At 66.1% G+C, this 14,774-nt stretch carries 15 protein-coding genes; 2 read left to right on the plus strand and 13 right to left on the minus strand.

Annotation, left to right across the window (positions count from 1 at the left end; genetic code table 11):
* Window positions 1–153: 153 nt before the first annotated feature.
* The 4 genes from BRSPCE3_RS05440 to BRSPCE3_RS05455 all read right to left on the minus strand — a co-directional run bounded on the left by BRSPCE3_RS05440 (window position 154) and on the right by BRSPCE3_RS05455 (window position 2,897).
* Complete coding sequence (locus tag BRSPCE3_RS05440) at window positions 154–630, minus strand: phasin (RefSeq protein ID WP_244064677.1); 477 nt, start codon at window positions 628–630, stop codon at window positions 154–156.
* Window positions 631–811: 181 nt separating this feature from the next.
* Window positions 812–1,408 carry a GNAT family N-acetyltransferase gene (locus BRSPCE3_RS05445; RefSeq protein ID WP_244064679.1) on the minus strand — a complete coding sequence of 199 codons (597 nt, stop codon included), beginning with the start codon at window positions 1,406–1,408 and terminating at the stop codon, window positions 812–814.
* 26 nt (window positions 1,409–1,434) lie between these two features.
* Window positions 1,435–2,517, minus strand: coding sequence for an alpha/beta hydrolase (locus BRSPCE3_RS05450; RefSeq protein WP_244064680.1), 1,083 nt, complete (start codon window positions 2,515–2,517; stop codon window positions 1,435–1,437).
* A complete protein-coding gene (locus BRSPCE3_RS05455; RefSeq protein ID WP_244064681.1) occupies window positions 2,514–2,897 on the minus strand; it encodes a hypothetical protein in 384 nt (127 codons plus the stop codon). The genes BRSPCE3_RS05450 and BRSPCE3_RS05455 overlap by 4 nt, the downstream gene beginning before the upstream one ends.
* A gap of 181 nt (window positions 2,898–3,078) precedes the next feature.
* On the opposite strand from BRSPCE3_RS05455, the gene BRSPCE3_RS05460 reads away from it, so the two are divergent.
* Window positions 3,079–3,999, plus strand: a complete 921-nt coding sequence (locus BRSPCE3_RS05460) for an alpha/beta fold hydrolase (RefSeq protein ID WP_244064683.1) — start codon at window positions 3,079–3,081, stop codon at window positions 3,997–3,999.
* Between the two features lie 206 nt (window positions 4,000–4,205).
* Window positions 4,206–4,601 (plus strand): nuclear transport factor 2 family protein, encoded by a 396-nt coding sequence (locus tag BRSPCE3_RS05465; RefSeq protein ID WP_375709868.1) that lies wholly within the window; start codon window positions 4,206–4,208, stop codon window positions 4,599–4,601.
* A gap of 242 nt (window positions 4,602–4,843) precedes the next feature.
* On the opposite strand, the gene BRSPCE3_RS05470 is transcribed toward BRSPCE3_RS05465, so the two are convergent.
* From BRSPCE3_RS05470 to BRSPCE3_RS05510, 9 genes are all read right to left on the minus strand, one after another.
* Entirely contained in the window at window positions 4,844–5,938 is a 1,095-nt protein-coding gene (locus BRSPCE3_RS05470) for a branched-chain amino acid ABC transporter permease (RefSeq protein WP_244064685.1), read from the minus strand.
* Window positions 5,935–6,801, minus strand: coding sequence for a branched-chain amino acid ABC transporter permease (locus tag BRSPCE3_RS05475; RefSeq protein ID WP_244064686.1), 867 nt, complete (start codon window positions 6,799–6,801; stop codon window positions 5,935–5,937). Before BRSPCE3_RS05475 ends, BRSPCE3_RS05470 begins: the two co-directional genes overlap by 4 nt.
* A 7-nt stretch (window positions 6,802–6,808) precedes the next feature.
* Entirely contained in the window at window positions 6,809–7,513 is a 705-nt protein-coding gene (locus tag BRSPCE3_RS05480; RefSeq protein ID WP_244064687.1) for an ABC transporter ATP-binding protein, read from the minus strand.
* Window positions 7,510–8,223, minus strand: coding sequence for an ABC transporter ATP-binding protein (locus BRSPCE3_RS05485; protein WP_244064688.1), 714 nt, complete (start codon window positions 8,221–8,223; stop codon window positions 7,510–7,512). The genes BRSPCE3_RS05480 and BRSPCE3_RS05485 overlap by 4 nt, the downstream gene beginning before the upstream one ends.
* Before the next feature lie 84 nt (window positions 8,224–8,307).
* Window positions 8,308–9,633, minus strand: a complete 1,326-nt coding sequence (locus tag BRSPCE3_RS05490) for an ABC transporter substrate-binding protein (protein WP_244064690.1) — start codon at window positions 9,631–9,633, stop codon at window positions 8,308–8,310.
* An 82-nt stretch (window positions 9,634–9,715) separates the two neighbouring features.
* Window positions 9,716–11,506 carry an FAD-dependent monooxygenase gene (locus tag BRSPCE3_RS05495; protein ID WP_244064692.1) on the minus strand — a complete coding sequence of 597 codons (1,791 nt, stop codon included), beginning with the start codon at window positions 11,504–11,506 and terminating at the stop codon, window positions 9,716–9,718.
* A 35-nt stretch (window positions 11,507–11,541) separates the two neighbouring features.
* Window positions 11,542–12,444 carry an intradiol ring-cleavage dioxygenase gene (locus tag BRSPCE3_RS05500; RefSeq protein ID WP_244064693.1) on the minus strand — a complete coding sequence of 301 codons (903 nt, stop codon included), beginning with the start codon at window positions 12,442–12,444 and terminating at the stop codon, window positions 11,542–11,544.
* A 24-nt stretch (window positions 12,445–12,468) separates the two neighbouring features.
* On the minus strand, window positions 12,469–13,590 hold the full coding sequence (locus BRSPCE3_RS05505; RefSeq protein WP_244064961.1) for a maleylacetate reductase: 1,122 nt from the start codon (window positions 13,588–13,590) through the stop codon (window positions 12,469–12,471).
* 177 nt (window positions 13,591–13,767) lie between these two features.
* Window positions 13,768–14,631 carry a helix-turn-helix domain-containing protein gene (locus BRSPCE3_RS05510; protein ID WP_244064695.1) on the minus strand — a complete coding sequence of 288 codons (864 nt, stop codon included), beginning with the start codon at window positions 14,629–14,631 and terminating at the stop codon, window positions 13,768–13,770.
* Window positions 14,632–14,774 lie beyond the last annotated feature (143 nt).

Here is a 14,774-nt window from a genome sequence, read left to right on the forward strand (position 1 = left end):
CGCCCGGTCCATGTGCGCAATTGCGCACAGGCCGGGCGACGACAACATTGGATGAGGACAAAGCTTCACATCCTCTCACATCCGAGGAGGCAAAAAAGAAGGCCCGCAAAATGGCGGGCCTTCGAAAAGGGCAGTCGGTCAGTGCAAGCGCGCTCAGGCGGTCTTGCCGTAGACCTTGGCGAAGTTGTCCTGCGCGGTCTTCGCACCGTCGGTGACGAGCTTGCCGAGATACTCGGTCGAGGCCTTCGCCCGCGAGACGAGCAGTTCGCCACGGGCACGGACCAGGTCCGACTGGATCTGGGCGGCTTCGCTCAGCGACTTGGCGGACGCGAGCTTGTCGATGCCGGCGAAGAACGCCTCGGCGTCCTGGTAGATCGCCTGCTGGATGTTGCGGCTGATCTTGGCGGCTTCGGTCACCGAACCGGCAACGGCGGTCTCGATCACGTTGGTCACCTTCTCGGAGCCGGCATACGCATCGGCAGCGCGGGTCTTGGCGGCCTCGGCCTGCTTCTTCACGAACTCACGGGCGGCTTCCGGAACTTCCAGGTTCTGGAGCTTGGTGAACGCCTCGGTGACGGGCGCGAAGGCTTCCTTGACGCTGTTCAGCACGGAATTGGTTTCGGTGGTCATTGGGGTCTCTCCATCCTCAGGTTTGAGCTATGGGCTCACCCCGTCCGGTTTGGCCCGGGGCAACGGTGTTATGACACACCCCATGGTGCGTCGCAACATAGATGTTGCAGCGCGATATCACGAACCCGTGAATAGGGTGATTATCCGGCAGATTGCTCAGGGAATCGGCAACATCCGGTTCCTAATTACCGCTCACCGCGTCCGACACCCCGTACGCCTCCATCTGCGCCCGGACCTGCGCCACATTGTGCCCGAGCACCACGATGTCGTGGGTCTTGCCCTCGACGTCACGGACATGGTCGCGCAACAGGGCCTCCGCCTTGAAGCCGAGGCTCTCGAACAGTGCGATCGCCGCCCGCTGGTCGACGGTCATCTGGACCGAGAACTTCTCCAGCCCGGCACCGAGCGCGATGGCGAAGGTCTCCTGCGACAAGGCACGGCCGACGCCCTGCCCACGCACGTCGAGTGAAACCACCATCCGGATCTCGCCAACATGCGGCGACCAGGAGTGCGGATCGCGCACCAGGGTGCCGCAGCCGACCACATGGCCGTCCTTGATCGCGAGCAGGCTCGTGATATCGCCGCGCTCGATCTCGTTGATCCAGGCCGACAGCACCTTCGGCTGGCTGATGTTGCGCGGCAGGAACAAGAGATCATGCGTCGGCAGCTTCTGCGCGAAGGCCAGCACCGCGGCCTCGTGGTCCCGAATCATCAGGCGAAACTCGATGTCGCCCGCCTCGGTCTTGACGCGGCGCGGATAGGAACGTTGTTCGGTCATGTCGATCTCTCTCAAGTCGACCCGTCTCAGGTCGATCTCTTGCCCAGCCAGGAATCCAGTTTCGGCCACAGCCGCTTGATTGCATTGGCGCCGGCGACCAGCGAGACGTGACCGCCTTTCAGCATCACCTCCTCCTTGTCCTCGGAGCCGATTTTGGTGATCAGATGCTTTGCCGCATCATACGGCACGATGTGGTCGTGCTCGGCGACCGCGTGCAGGATCGGCACCTTGATGTCGGCAAGCTTCGCCTCGCGGCCGCCGACCGTCATGGTGTCGTTGTAGAGCTTGTTGTCCCACATCAGGTCCTTGGTGATGGCGCGGAAATACTCGCCCGCGAGCGGCAGCGTGTCGGTCGCCCAGCGGTCGAACATCCGGTACGACTTCACGAACTCGTCGTTCCAGATGTTGTCCCAGAGCTGGATCTGGCCGACCACGCGCGCGGCCGGCCGCAACATGTCGAACGATTGCAGGATCAGTTCGGGCGGCATGTTGCCGGTGCTGTCGATCAGCCGGTCGACGTCGAAATAGCGGCGGTCGGCGAAATTCGAGAACAGCTTCATCTCGCGGAAATCGATCGGCGTGGTGAAGCAGATCAAATTCTTCATCGGCCCGTCGTTGAAGATCGAGCCATAGAGCAGCGACAACACGCCGCCGAAGCAATAGCCGATCACCGAGACGTCCTTTTCGCCGGAGTCCTGCTGCACCCGGCGGATCGATTCCGGGATGAAGTCGAGGACATAGTCCTCCATGCGCAGCGACTTCTCCTCCGGCTTCGGCGCGGTCCAGTCCAGCATGTAGACGTCGAAGCCGCGCTTGAGCAGGAATTCGATGAAGCTCTGCCCCGGCACCAGGTCGAGGATGTAGCCGCGGTTGGTGGTCGCCATCACGATCAGGACCGGCACGCGATAGACTTCGCTGGCCATCGGCCGGTAGTGATAGAGGTTCATGGTGCCGCGCGAATACAGCACGTCCTTCGGGGTCTCGCCGAGCGAGGGCCCGGAGCTGGAGAAATACTCGACGCCCTTGATGCTGCGCTGGATGGCGCGCTGCACCTCGGACTGCACCCGCTCGGAGATCGAGGCGAAGTCTAACCCGGTGGGAGCATTCATTTGCTGCCTCCCTCCGCTGGCGGCTGTTTGGTGCGCGGCGGCCGTGGCGTTGCGCCGTGGCCGTCGTCCGGGGCCAGCGAATTGTGATGCACCTGCTGCAGCAGCGTCTTGATCTCGTTGAGCTGGGTCTCCATCGACTGCAGCCGCTCGGCCATGCCGACGAGCTGGGCGCGGCTCGGCAGGTTCATCGCCAGCAGATATTTTTCCATCAGCTCGCCGAGCTGCTTCTGCGCCCCCGCCGCGGCGCTGCCGGCCTGGTTCATCACCTTGGAAAATTCAGGCGAGGTCATCAACTGGTTGCCGAAGGAGTTGAACCCCTTCTCCATCTCGCCAATCATCGTCTGCCAGATCACGGCAGGGTCGTTGCCCTTGTCGGCCATGCGGCGCTCCTCCACACCAATTTTCGAGCGCTTGCCGCGCTTCCGCTTGTTTGTGCCATACGACACTGTTGCCGCTGATCGGTCAACAGTGCGGCAGCCCGGTGGCGCCGGAGCCCTTCTGCGCTGCGACAATCCGTGGCAGCATGCAGGTTCCTGACCGCGAATCCAGGAGAGGACGCCCGTGACCACGCTCGCCCATCAGCCGCCGCAGCTCGCTCGCGCCAACGGCATCGACATCTGTTACGAAGTTTTCGGCGATGCCAATGCCGAGCCGCTGCTGCTGATCATGGGCCTTGGCGCCCAGATGATCCATTGGGACGACGAGTTCTGCCGCCGGCTCGCCGCGCGCGGCTTTCGGGTGATCCGATTCGACAACAGGGATATCGGCAAGTCCACCCGCCTGAGTGGCGGCAAGCGGCTGTCAGCGCTCGAACTCATCAAGCTGCGCTTCCTCAAGATCCCGGTCGCAGCGCCTTACAAACTGGCCGACATGGCGCGGGACACGATCGGCCTGATGGACGCGCTCGGCATCCGCAAGGCGCATCTGGTCGGCGCCTCGATGGGCGGCATGATCGCGCAGGAGGTTGCGATCACCTTTCCCGAGCGTGTGCTCTCGCTGACCTCGATCATGTCGACCACGGGCAATCCGAAAATCCCGGGACCGACCCGCGAGGCCACCGCGGTGCTGATGGCGCCGCCGCCGAAGAGCAAGGAAGAATACTTCGTCCGCTACGGCCAGACCTGGAAGGTGTTGCGCAACGGCTCGTTCCCCGAAGACGAGGCACTCGACCCCGAGCGCGCGCGGCGCACCTTCGAGCGGGGCCTCAATCCGGAGGGCGTCGGCCGCCAGCTGCGCGCCATCCTCGCTTCGGGCAGCCGCAAGGAGCGGTTGCGCAGCGTCAAGGCGCCGACGCTGGTGATCCACGGCACGGTGGATCCGCTGGTGCATCCCGAAGGCGGCAAGGACACCGCCACCTCGATCCCTGGCGCAAAGCTCCTGATGGTCGAGGGCATGGGCCACGCGCTGCCGATCCCGATGTGGCCGCAGATCATCGATGCGATCGACAAGCACGCACATGGGGCGGCGGCTAAGGCGGCGTGAGGCCGATCGGAACGGGGCCCCGGTATCTCACGGTAACCATGTGAGCCGGGAGTGCGTTCTTCCGGCGGCCGCACGGAGGCGTTAGACAGCGCGATGCATCGCGCAGGTCGCGCACCATCAGCCTCGGGAGATACCAGATGAAGACCCTTCTCCGGCCACGGACAGCCGTCGCCGCTCTCCTCCTCGCGCTCGCCTCGTCCGCCGCGATGGCCGCCACCGGCGAAGCGCAGCAGGAAGCCAACCGCAAGGCGGTGCTGGCCTTCTACGAGAAGGGGCTGAACCAGAAGGACGCCGACGCCGCACTCGCCTATGTCGGCAACCGCTACGTGCAGCACAATCCCGGCGCCGCCGACGGCCCCGAAGGATTCCGCAAGTTCATCGGCTTCCTGCGCGAGAAGTTTCCGGACTCGCATAGCGAGATCAAGCGTTCGTTCGTCGACGGCGACTATGTGATCCTGCACGTCCACGCGGTGCGCGAGCCCGGCACCCGCGGCAACGCGATCATCGACATCTTCAAGCTCGAGGACGGCAAGATCGTCGAGCATTGGGACGTGGTGCAGCCGGTGCCGGAGAATCCGGCGAACAGCAACACGATGTTCTGAGGGCGCGCCGAGCGCAGGCGAGAGCGAGCCACACTCTCCGCTGTCGTCCCGGCGAAGGCCGGGACCCATACTCCGCGGCAGATGTGGCGGGCGGTACTCGTCGTTCCACCGGCGCGCGACAATGATCATCGGTGGTTATGGGTCCCGGCCTTCGCCGGGACGACGCTGATTGATGCCGCTTGCGAGCCATACATCCACACACTCTCAGGGTGAGGGTTGAGGACGCGGATCGCGCAGCCGAGCTACTGGCTGCGGCCGAGCCAGCGCTGGGTCGGAAACAGCTGCACCTGCCAGCGTCGCGCCGCCGCGCCCCACACGCCCCTCGGCATGAACAGCATGATCAGGATGGCGAGCGTGCCGAGCACGACGAGATAGAGGCTGCCGTACTGGGCGAGCCAGGTGACGAGCCCCCACAGCAGCAGCACGCCGACCATCGGGCCTTCGATGGTACGCACGCCGCCGATCACGACGATGAAGATCACGTACGCAGTCCAGTCGGTGACGCTGAAGGCCGCATCAGGCGAGATGCGCGCCTTCTGCAGATAGACCACCGCGCCGACCATGCCGGTGGCGAAGGCGACCGCGATCCACAGCACGTGACGGATCCGCGCGGTGCGGACGCCGACGCTGCGCGCCGCGGCCGCATTGTCGCGGCTGGCCGCCAGCGCGAGGCCGTGGCGCGAGCGGATGAAAGCGTAGATGCCGAGCGTGACCAGCACGGCGAGCAGCAGCGCCAGCCAGTAGACCAGCACGTCGCGCGCAGCCGCGGGCCGCAGGCCGAGCAGCGCCTGCACCGCCTTCAGCCCGACCATCTGCGACAGCTCACCCGGCGAGATCGACATCCCGGTGCCGCCGCCGAGCGACTTGAACTGGGCGCAGATCAGCCGCAGCGCCTCGGCGGCAACCCAGCTGCCGATCGCAAAATATGGTCCTTCCAGCCGGAACAGCAGCGGCCCGAGCACGGCCGCGACCAGCGCCGCGAACAGCCCGGCCAGCGGGATCGCCGCAACGGGGTCGAGCCCGGCCATTACGATGCCGGCAAACAGCGCATAGGCGCCGAGCCCGACAAAGGCCTGCTGTCCGACCGACACCAGGCCGCCCCACCCGGCCAGCACGTTCCAGAGCTGCGCCAGCGTCAGCATGGTGAGAACGAAGATCAGATCCTGGATCAGATTGCGCGAGGCGAACGCGGGCAGCGCGGCCAGCGCCACCACCAGCAGGATGCCGGCCACCGCCGCAACGCGCGACAGGCGTGTGCCGACCCGAACCTGCCACACCGGCGCTTCCACCACACACTCCTCTCGGCTCGCCGGGATCGGGATGCTTTCGACGCTCATGTCCGCCTCGCCGGAAACAGGCCGCGCGGCCGCACCATCAGCACGGCAAGGAAGGCGAGATGGCCGGCCAGGATCTGCCACTCCGGATTGATCCGGCCGCCGATCGCCTGCGCAAGCCCGAGCACGATGCCGCCCGCCAGAGTCCCCCACAGGCTGCCGAGACCGCCGATGATCACGGCCTCGAACGCATAGAGCAGCCGCGCCGGGCCGATCGACGGATCGAAGCTGGCGCGGATGCCGAACACGATCGCGGCGATCACCGACACCGCGAGCGAGAGCCCGACCGCGATCGCGTAGACATTGCGCTCGTTGACCCCCATCAATTGCGCGATCGCGGGATTGTCGGCGGTGGCGCGGAAGGCGCGGCCGAGCGAGGTGCGGTAGAAGATGAGCTGCAGCAGCGCGACGGCGGCAATCGCCGTCACCAGCGCGGTCAGCGGCGCGAGGCCAACGCTCAGGCCAGGGGCCAGCGTCACCGACGAGGATTCGAAGGCGCCCGCCTGCAGCCGGCGGCTGTCCGCACCGTAGCCGAGCAGCAGGCCGTTCTGGATCACGATCGACAGGCCGAAGGTGACCAGCAGCGGCGGCAGGATATCGTCGCCGAGCACGCGCTCCAGCACCAGCCGCTGCAGCAAGAAGCCGAGCACGAACATCGTCGCGACCACCAGCAGGGCTGCGGCTGCAAGCGGCAGGCCGAGCGCCGTGGTGGCACTCAGCACCAGATAGGCCGCGAGCAGGATCAAATCGCCATGCGCCAGGTTGACCAGGCGCATGATGCCGAAGATCAGCGACAGGCCGAGCGCGAACAGCGCGTAGACGCCGCCCAGCAGCACGCCCTCGATGATGGTGTCGAATCCGCTCATGGCGCCCTCATGCTCCGAAATAGGCCGCGCGGATCGTTTCCTGATCCACATCCGTGGGCCGTCCGCTCAGCGTCACCCGTCCCTCCTGCAGGCAGTAGAAGCGATCGGCGGCCCGCAGCGCGCGGGCGATGTCCTGTTCGACCAGCACGACCGCGGTGCCGCCAGCACGGATCTGCGGCAGCATCCGGTAGATGTCCTCGACCACGATCGGCGCGAGGCCGAGGCTGATCTCGTCGCACAGCAGGACCTGTGGATTGGACATCAGCGCGCGGCCGATCGCCACCATCTGTTGCTGGCCGCCCGACAGCGCCGTGACGGCGCCGCGCCGCCGCTCCTGCAGCACCGGAAACATCCGGTACACCGCGGCAAGGTCCCACGGCGCGGTGCGCTCGCCGCCATAGGCGCCGATCAGGAGGTTCTCCTCGACACTGAGCGAGGGAAACAGCTGGCGGCCTTCGGGGACCAGCGCAAGGCCGAGCCTCACGATGCTGGCGGCGGACGCATCGCCGATCGCCCGCCCGCCGAGGCGGATCGCATCGGGGCGATTGCGGACGAGACCGGCCAGCGACTTCAGCATGGTCGACTTGCCGGCGCCGTTGGCGCCGATCACCGCGACCGCCTCGCCCTCCGCCAATTCGAAATCGATCCCGAACAGCGCCTGGAAGTCGCCATAGAATGCATCGAGCGCGGAGACATCGAGCAGCGCGGTCATGCCGGCACTCCCATGTAGATGGTCTCGACCTCGCGCGAGCGCATCACCTCGACCGGTGCGCCCTGCGCGACCACCTTGCCGAAGTTCAGCACCACCAGCCGCTGCACCACCGCGAGCAGCGCATGCACCACATGCTCGATCCAGATGATGCCGACGCCTTCGGCATGAATGGTTCTGATCGTCTCGACCAGCTCGTGGCATTCGGCGTCGGTGAGGCCGCCGGCGATCTCGTCGAGCAGCAGCGTGCGTGGCCTGGTGGCGAGCGCGCGGGCCAGCTCGAGCCGCTTGCGATCGAGCAGCGGCAGGCTCCCCGCCAGCCGGTTGGCCTTGGCTTCAAGGCCAGTCAGCGCAAGCATGCGGCCGCAATGCTGGACGGCGTCGACCTCCGAGAGACCGCCGCCGAACAGCGCCGCGACCGCAAGATTCTCGAACACCGAGAGATGATCGAACGGTTGCGGGATCTGGAACGAACGCCCGATTCCGGCGCGGCAGCGCGCTTCCGGAGAGAGGCCCGTGATGTCGACGCCATCGAGCACGATGCGGCCGGCATCCGGCCGCAGCAGCCCGGTGACCAGGTTGAACAGCGTCGACTTGCCGGCACCGTTCGGCCCGATCACGCCGAGCGCCTCGCCGGACGAAAGGGTCAAATCGATCGTGTCGGCGACGACGATGGCACCGAACCGTTTCGAGACGGAATGGAGTTCGAGCATGGCCGCGCACCGCATCCATTGGTTTCGAGGAGATGCGCAGGGGTCCGCGCATCTCCGATCAACAATTTGTCCGCAACGCGCCCGCTAGCTCAGCGCCTGCATGTCGCCGCCGAGCGGGATCTGCGGCGCCAACTTGTTGTCGGTGATCACCATATTGTACTTGTCGCCGTTGAGCCGCCATTGGCCGCCGACCAGCGGCGTCTTGGCGATGTTCTTCACCGCGAACGGCGGCACCGCGCTGGAGCCGAACGCGACCTGGCCGACAATGGTATCGAGCTTGGTGGCACCGATGGCTTTCGCCAGCGCCGCGCCGTCGCTCGGATCGCCGGAGCGCTTGATGGCGTCGATCGCGACCTCGAACAGCGAATGCACGAAGCCGATCGGCTGGGTCCATTGCTTGCCGGACGCCTGCTCATAGCCCTTGGCGAGATCGGCCGCGCTGACGCCGCTGAGGCTCGATTTGTAGGGATGCGTCGGCGTCCACCAGACTTCAGTGGAGATGTTGTTGCCGCCCTTGCCGAGCGCCTGCACCGATGCCGGGAACAGCAACGCCTTGGCGACCGACACGACCTTCGGTTTCAGCCCCTTCTGCCGCGCCTGATTCCAGAACGTGGTGAAGTCGGGCGGAATGATCACGCCGGTGATGATCTCGGCATCGGCGCCACGAAATGCAGCAATCTGCGAGCTGAAATCGTCCGTAAGATTCTGGAAGCGGCCGGGATCGGTCAGCTTGAAGCCCTGCTTGGCCAGCACAGGCGGGAAGCCGATCGTGGTGTCGCCCCAGGCATTGCCGTCGGCATCGTTCGGGAACAGCGCACCGACCGACTTGTTGGTTGCGACCTGGCTCCACATGCTGGTGAAGACGCCGATCACGTCCTCCAGCCCCCAGAAATAGTGGAAAGTGTAGTCGAACGGCTTCCAGCTCTTGGGATCGCCAGGATTGGCCTGCCGGCCGATGAAATTGGTCTGCCATGGCGCGACCGAGGAGATGCACGGCACCTGCTCCAGCTCGCACTGCGTCGCAACCGGATTGTTGGTCTCGGGCGTGGCGCCAACCACGATCAAACTGACATTGTCGCGGGTGATCAGCTCCTTGGCGACTTCAGCGGCGCGGTTCGGATTCGACTGGCTGTCCTTGGTGACCACCTCGACCTGATAGGTCTGCGATCCGACCTTGACGCCGTCCTTGATGAACTTGCGGAATTCACCGAGCACGAAATCGTCGGCCTCGGCGAAGGCCGCGAGCGGTCCGCTCTTCGGCGAGACATAGCCGATCTTGATCGGCTTGTTGGCCGCGCGCACGGACGGCGCGAACAGCGTCGTCGTGCCTGCGGCGGCAAAGCCGCCAGCAATTCCCTGCAGCACGCGACGACGATCGAAGGATGTCGTGTTCAAAAAGTCCCTGCTCATGTTCCCCTCCTTGATGGCGAGCCGGTGGCATGCCGGCTGCCGTTGCTTTCGTTCTGAAATGGAGTACCGGCGCCGCGCCGCATCACGCGGCGGCGACGGACGTCGTCTGCGCCTTCGCACCGCGGCCGAGAATCTGGCCGAACACGTCGAGCAGCACATCGGTGGCGTCAGCCGCGGCCTCCCTGGCGCGCCAGGCGACATACATGTCGGGCCGCACCAGCACGCAGCCGTCCTCGTCCACCTCGCTCTGGCGATACCAGTCGGCATAGATGTCGAGCGCATCGCAGCCCTGCGGCCCGATGGTCACCACATCGACCGGCAGGCCGTAGGCCTGCTCGACCGCTGCCGCGGCGGTCTTCCAGCCGTCGCCGCCGATCCCGGTGAGCAGCGTGAAGCGGCCCTTGCCGGTGAGATCGAGCGTCGACTTGCGCTGGCCCTGATGCTCGACCCAGACATGCGGCAGATGCGCGCCGGGCCAGGTGGTGGCCTGATAATAGAGCTCGTGATCCCTGGTGAAAGCCGGCATCGGCGTGCCGTCCGACACCACGGCGGTGGATCCGTAGCGCTGGTTCAGCTCGACGCCGTGGCAATTGAACTCGTAGCTCTTGTTGGCGATGGCTTCATAGAGCTTCTTGCGGCGCGCCTTGCCCTCGGTGGTCGGCGCCTTGCGCGCGGCGATCGCCTTGCGCGCTTCCGCAGGATCGGTCGAGGCAACGAGGCCGACCGCCTCGAAGATCGGCGGGAAATCGCCGATGCTCTTGTTGGCGCGGGTCACGATCTGCTTGCCGACCGGCTGGCGCTCGGCCGAATAGGTTTCGAGCAGCGACGGCGCCGCATGGCCTTCGAGCACCAGCTTGAGCTTCCAGCACAGATTATAGGCGTCCTGGATCGAGGTGTTGGAGCCGAGGCCATTGGTCGGCGGATGGCGATGCACGGCATCGCCGAGGCAGAACACACGACCGGACGCATAATGGCCGGCATACATCTCGTTCACGGTCCAAGTGGACGTCGAGGTCACCTTGACCTCGAGCGTCTCGTCGCCGACCAGATTGCGCACGATCGAGATCGCCTCGTCGTTGGAGAGCTTGCGCTCGCCCTGCTCGATGTCGTAGCCCCAGATGATCAGCCATTCGTTCCACGGCCGCACCATGCGGATCAGGCCGGCGCCGATGCCGCCGATCTCGGCACCCGGCTGCAGCACCCAGTACAGCACGCTCGGCCGGTGCGCGACGTATTTGCTCAAGTCAGCCTGCACGATGATGTTCATGCTGCCGGCGCGGCCCATCTGGCCCTCCATCGGCAGCCCGATCACCTCGGCGACCCGGCTGCGGCCGCCGTCGGCGCCGATGAGATATTTGGCGCGGATCAAGTAGGTCTCGCCGGACAGGCGGTCCTTGACGGTTGCGGTGACGCCGTCGGCGTCCTGCACCAGATCGACGAACTCGGTGTTGAAGCACAGCGAGGTGCCGCGCTGGCCGGCGGCCTCGATCAGGATCGGCTCGAGGAAATTCTGCGGCAGGTCGCAGATCCGGGTCGGGCTGGCGAGATCGTAATCCGCCTTGCGCGCGGGATGATTGCCCCAGGAATAGAGCCGGCCGAACTCCTCGCCGGCGAGGCTCTCGCAGAACACGTTGTTGGCCATCAGATGCTGCGGCACCGCCTGCGCCACCGCCTTGTCCTCGAGGCCGAGGTCGCGCAGCACCTCCATCGCACGCTGGTTGGTGATATGGGCGCGCGGCGTGTCGGCCAGCCAGCCGTATTTGGTCACCATGATGTGCTTGACACCGTACATGCCGAGCAGCGCCGCCGCCGTCGCGCCGGCCGGGCCGCTGCCGACGACAAGCACGTCGGTCTCGATGGGTTTGCTGGTCATGGTCCTCTCCCTGGTCGTCGTGTTGGTTGCGATCGTCATTCCGCGGCCATCATCGGCCGCGGCACCAGGCCGGCGCCCGGCCTCATCTGGAAATCGTAGGTCATCAGGTGCCACGGACCGGAGACGCGGTCGCCGTTCGGCAGCGCAGGCTCGCTCTTCGGCGCGACGCGGGCGATCAGCTCGTCCTTGACGCCGAACACCACGTCGCTGCGCAGATACTCGTCGCCATCGAGGAAGACGTGGGTGATCAGCGGCTCGTAGCCCTCGGCCTTGACCAGGAAGTGCACATGCGCCGGCCGCATCGGATGCCGCTGCGTGGCGGTGATGAGATCGCCCACCGGCCCGTCGGTCGGGATCGGATAACTGCACGGCAGGATGGTGCGGAACGAGAAGCGACCGTCGGCATCGGTGACGAAGCGCGCGCGCAGCGATGGGCCGTGCGTCGCATAGTCCGCCTTTTGCGAATCGTAGAAGCCGTCGTCGTCGGCGTGCCAGACGTCGATCTCGGCGCCGGCGAGCGGCTTGCCGGCCAGATCCGTGACGCGGCTCTGCACGAACATCACTTCGCCGTCGATGCCCTCCGAGATGTTGGCGCCGTGCGGCGTGACGCGATGCTCGCCGACATAGAACGGGCCGAGCACCGTGGTCTCGGTGGCGCCCTCGCGCTCGCGATGATTGACCGCGTCGACCAGCATCGAGACGCCGAGCACGTCGGAGAGCAGGATGAACTCCTGGCGCAGCGGCGTGCAGGTCTGTCCGGTGCGGGTCAGGAACTCGATCGCCTGATTCCATTCCTCGAAGGTGAGCTCAGTGCGGCGCACCAGATCGTGCAGCGACTTGACCGTCTCCTCGACGAGGAATTTCAGCCGCGCGTTGGGCGTATTGGCGAAGCTGCGGATCACCTCGTCGGTGAGGTCATGCTCGTTGAAATTGGCCATCTTGTTGTCCTTGATCTCTGAGGTTCAGTGCGGCGCGGGCACGTCGCCGCGCCAGGCCGCCGCAATCAGTTGCTCGATCGGGGCGCGCTCGACCGGTCTTGGATTGGCATAGGGGTTGCGCACCGCCATCTCCGCGGCGCGCGCGATGCCGGCCTCGGGCATCCCGATCTCGGACAGCGCGCGCGGCAGTCCGAGCTGCCGGGCAAGCTCGAACAGCCCCTGCGGGGCATCGGCGCTGTGCAGCGCGCGCGCAACGCGAGCCATCGCGTTGGGCGCGGCGGCGGCGTTGTAGGCCGCTGCATGCGGCAGCACGACCGCGTGGGTTTCGGCGTGCGGCAGGTCGAACATGCCGCCGAGCACGTGGCAGAGCTTGTGGTGCAGCGACATCCCGACCGCGCCGAGGCAGACGCCGCACAGCCAGGCGCCATAGAGTGCGTCGCGCCGCGCCCCGATATCGGCCGGTGCCGTCATGATGCGCGGCAGCGCGCGGGCGAGCGCGGCGATGCCCTCCTCCGCCATCAGCGAGGTCAGCGGATTGGCCTCGGGCGCATAGAGCGCCTCGACGGCATGGGCGATCGCATTCAGGCCGCTGGCGGCGGAGATCTGAGGCGGCAGGCTGACGGTGAGATCGACATCGTAGATGACGGTATCAGGCACCAGGTCCTGGGACTGCTGCGTGGTCTTGATGCCGTTGCTGGTCTCGCCGAGGATCGGCGTCATCTCCGAGCCGGCATAGGTGGTCGGCATCGCGATGTGTGGCAGCCCGGTGCGCAACGACAGCGCCTTGCCGAGCCCGACCGTCGAGCCACCGCCGATCGCGACCAGCCCGTCGATGTCGCGGGATTCCACGATGCCGAGCGCTTCGTTGGTGACCTCGACCGGCGTATGCATGCGTGCGCCGGCGTAGAGGCCTGCGAGCCTGTCGCCGAGGCCGGCGCCGAGCCTTCGCCCGAGATCCTGCTGCTCGCGTGTGGTGAGCACCAGCGCCCGCTTGATGCCAAGGCGCTCGCTCTCCTCGCCGAGCCGCGCGGAGGTGCCGGCGCCGAACACTACGCGATATTGCTGCGAACAGTAGGAAAAGGCGCCCAGGCCGGCATCGCCGGCTGCCGCTAGAGGTGCGATGGATGCACTTCCGGCATCCGGCATCGCCGTACTCATGGCATTTCTCCCAGCCGGCGAACCGGCAAATTTCGCTTTGTTGGGAGAAAGCTAGCGGCAGGCGGCGGTCGCTCGCCTGCACGAAACCGGAGAGAATCTGCACAAAACCGGAAAAATCGTCTGGGTATCGCCCCTCGCCCCGCCTGGCCGTGGACGGGCAGCGAGCTAGTGGCTGCGCCGGTATCGCCCCGGCGTCACGCCGGTGAAGCGCCGGAACATGCGCGTAAAATGCTCTTGGTGCGAGAAGCCGCAGGCCAGCGCGATGTCGGCAAGGCTCTGCGTCTCGTCGGCGAGCAGCGCTCTGGCGCGCTCGATCCGCAGATTGAGCACGTATTGGTAGGGCGAGACGCCGCTGGTCGCCTTGAACAGGCGCACGAAATATTCGGTGCTGCGGCCGCACAACTCCGCCAGCTGGTCGAGCCGGATATCGGTATCGAGGTTGGCGTCGACGAATTCGCGAATCCGCGCCATCTGCCTGACGCTCAGCAGGTTCGGATGCTTGCCGGCCTCCACGCTCGGCTTGTGGAAATTGATCGCAACGAAGCGGTTGGCGATCGCCTGCGCGATCGGATCGACGAACAGCGACGAGGCCGGCAGGGCGCCGGTGATGGTGTCGCCGATCGCCGCCGCGAGATGCTCGAGCACGGCATCCTGATCGCCGAGCATCGGCGCCAGCCCGCTGATCAGGCTCGGCGCCCCGTCGCGACCCGCGAACAGATCGGAACGCAGATAGATGTGGGTGGATTCGAGCGCCTCGCGCAGCACCACGTTGCAGGCGTGCCCGGCCGGCAGGAAGAACACGCCGCCGCGCGGGATGTGCCGGGCCACCGACTTGCCGTCCATCACATAGGTGATGTCGACTGGACCGCCCCGATGCAGCACCATGAGGTTGTCGGAGAGCGCGTGAAAATGTCCATCAAACGGCCGCTCGCGCTGCACCGAGGCAAACGCCGACGACCAGCCGAGCCCTTCGCTCGAGCCGCGGAAATCGGCCTGGAAGCGGTTCAGGATCCCGTGCGTCTCCTGCACCCCAAAATTCGACGTCGCCTGCATCCGACAGACCAAGGGCTCGAGGCTTCGGTGCCGCGAGTGAAACCCAACGGCCCCCGATTTTCAATACATCGAACCGGGCGAGGTCCTGGCAGCCGTGCTGCGCCGCAATAGCGAAGCCT

This window comes from Bradyrhizobium sp. Ce-3 (genome assembly GCF_022835695.1).
Lineage (GTDB): Bacteria > Pseudomonadota > Alphaproteobacteria > Rhizobiales > Xanthobacteraceae > Bradyrhizobium.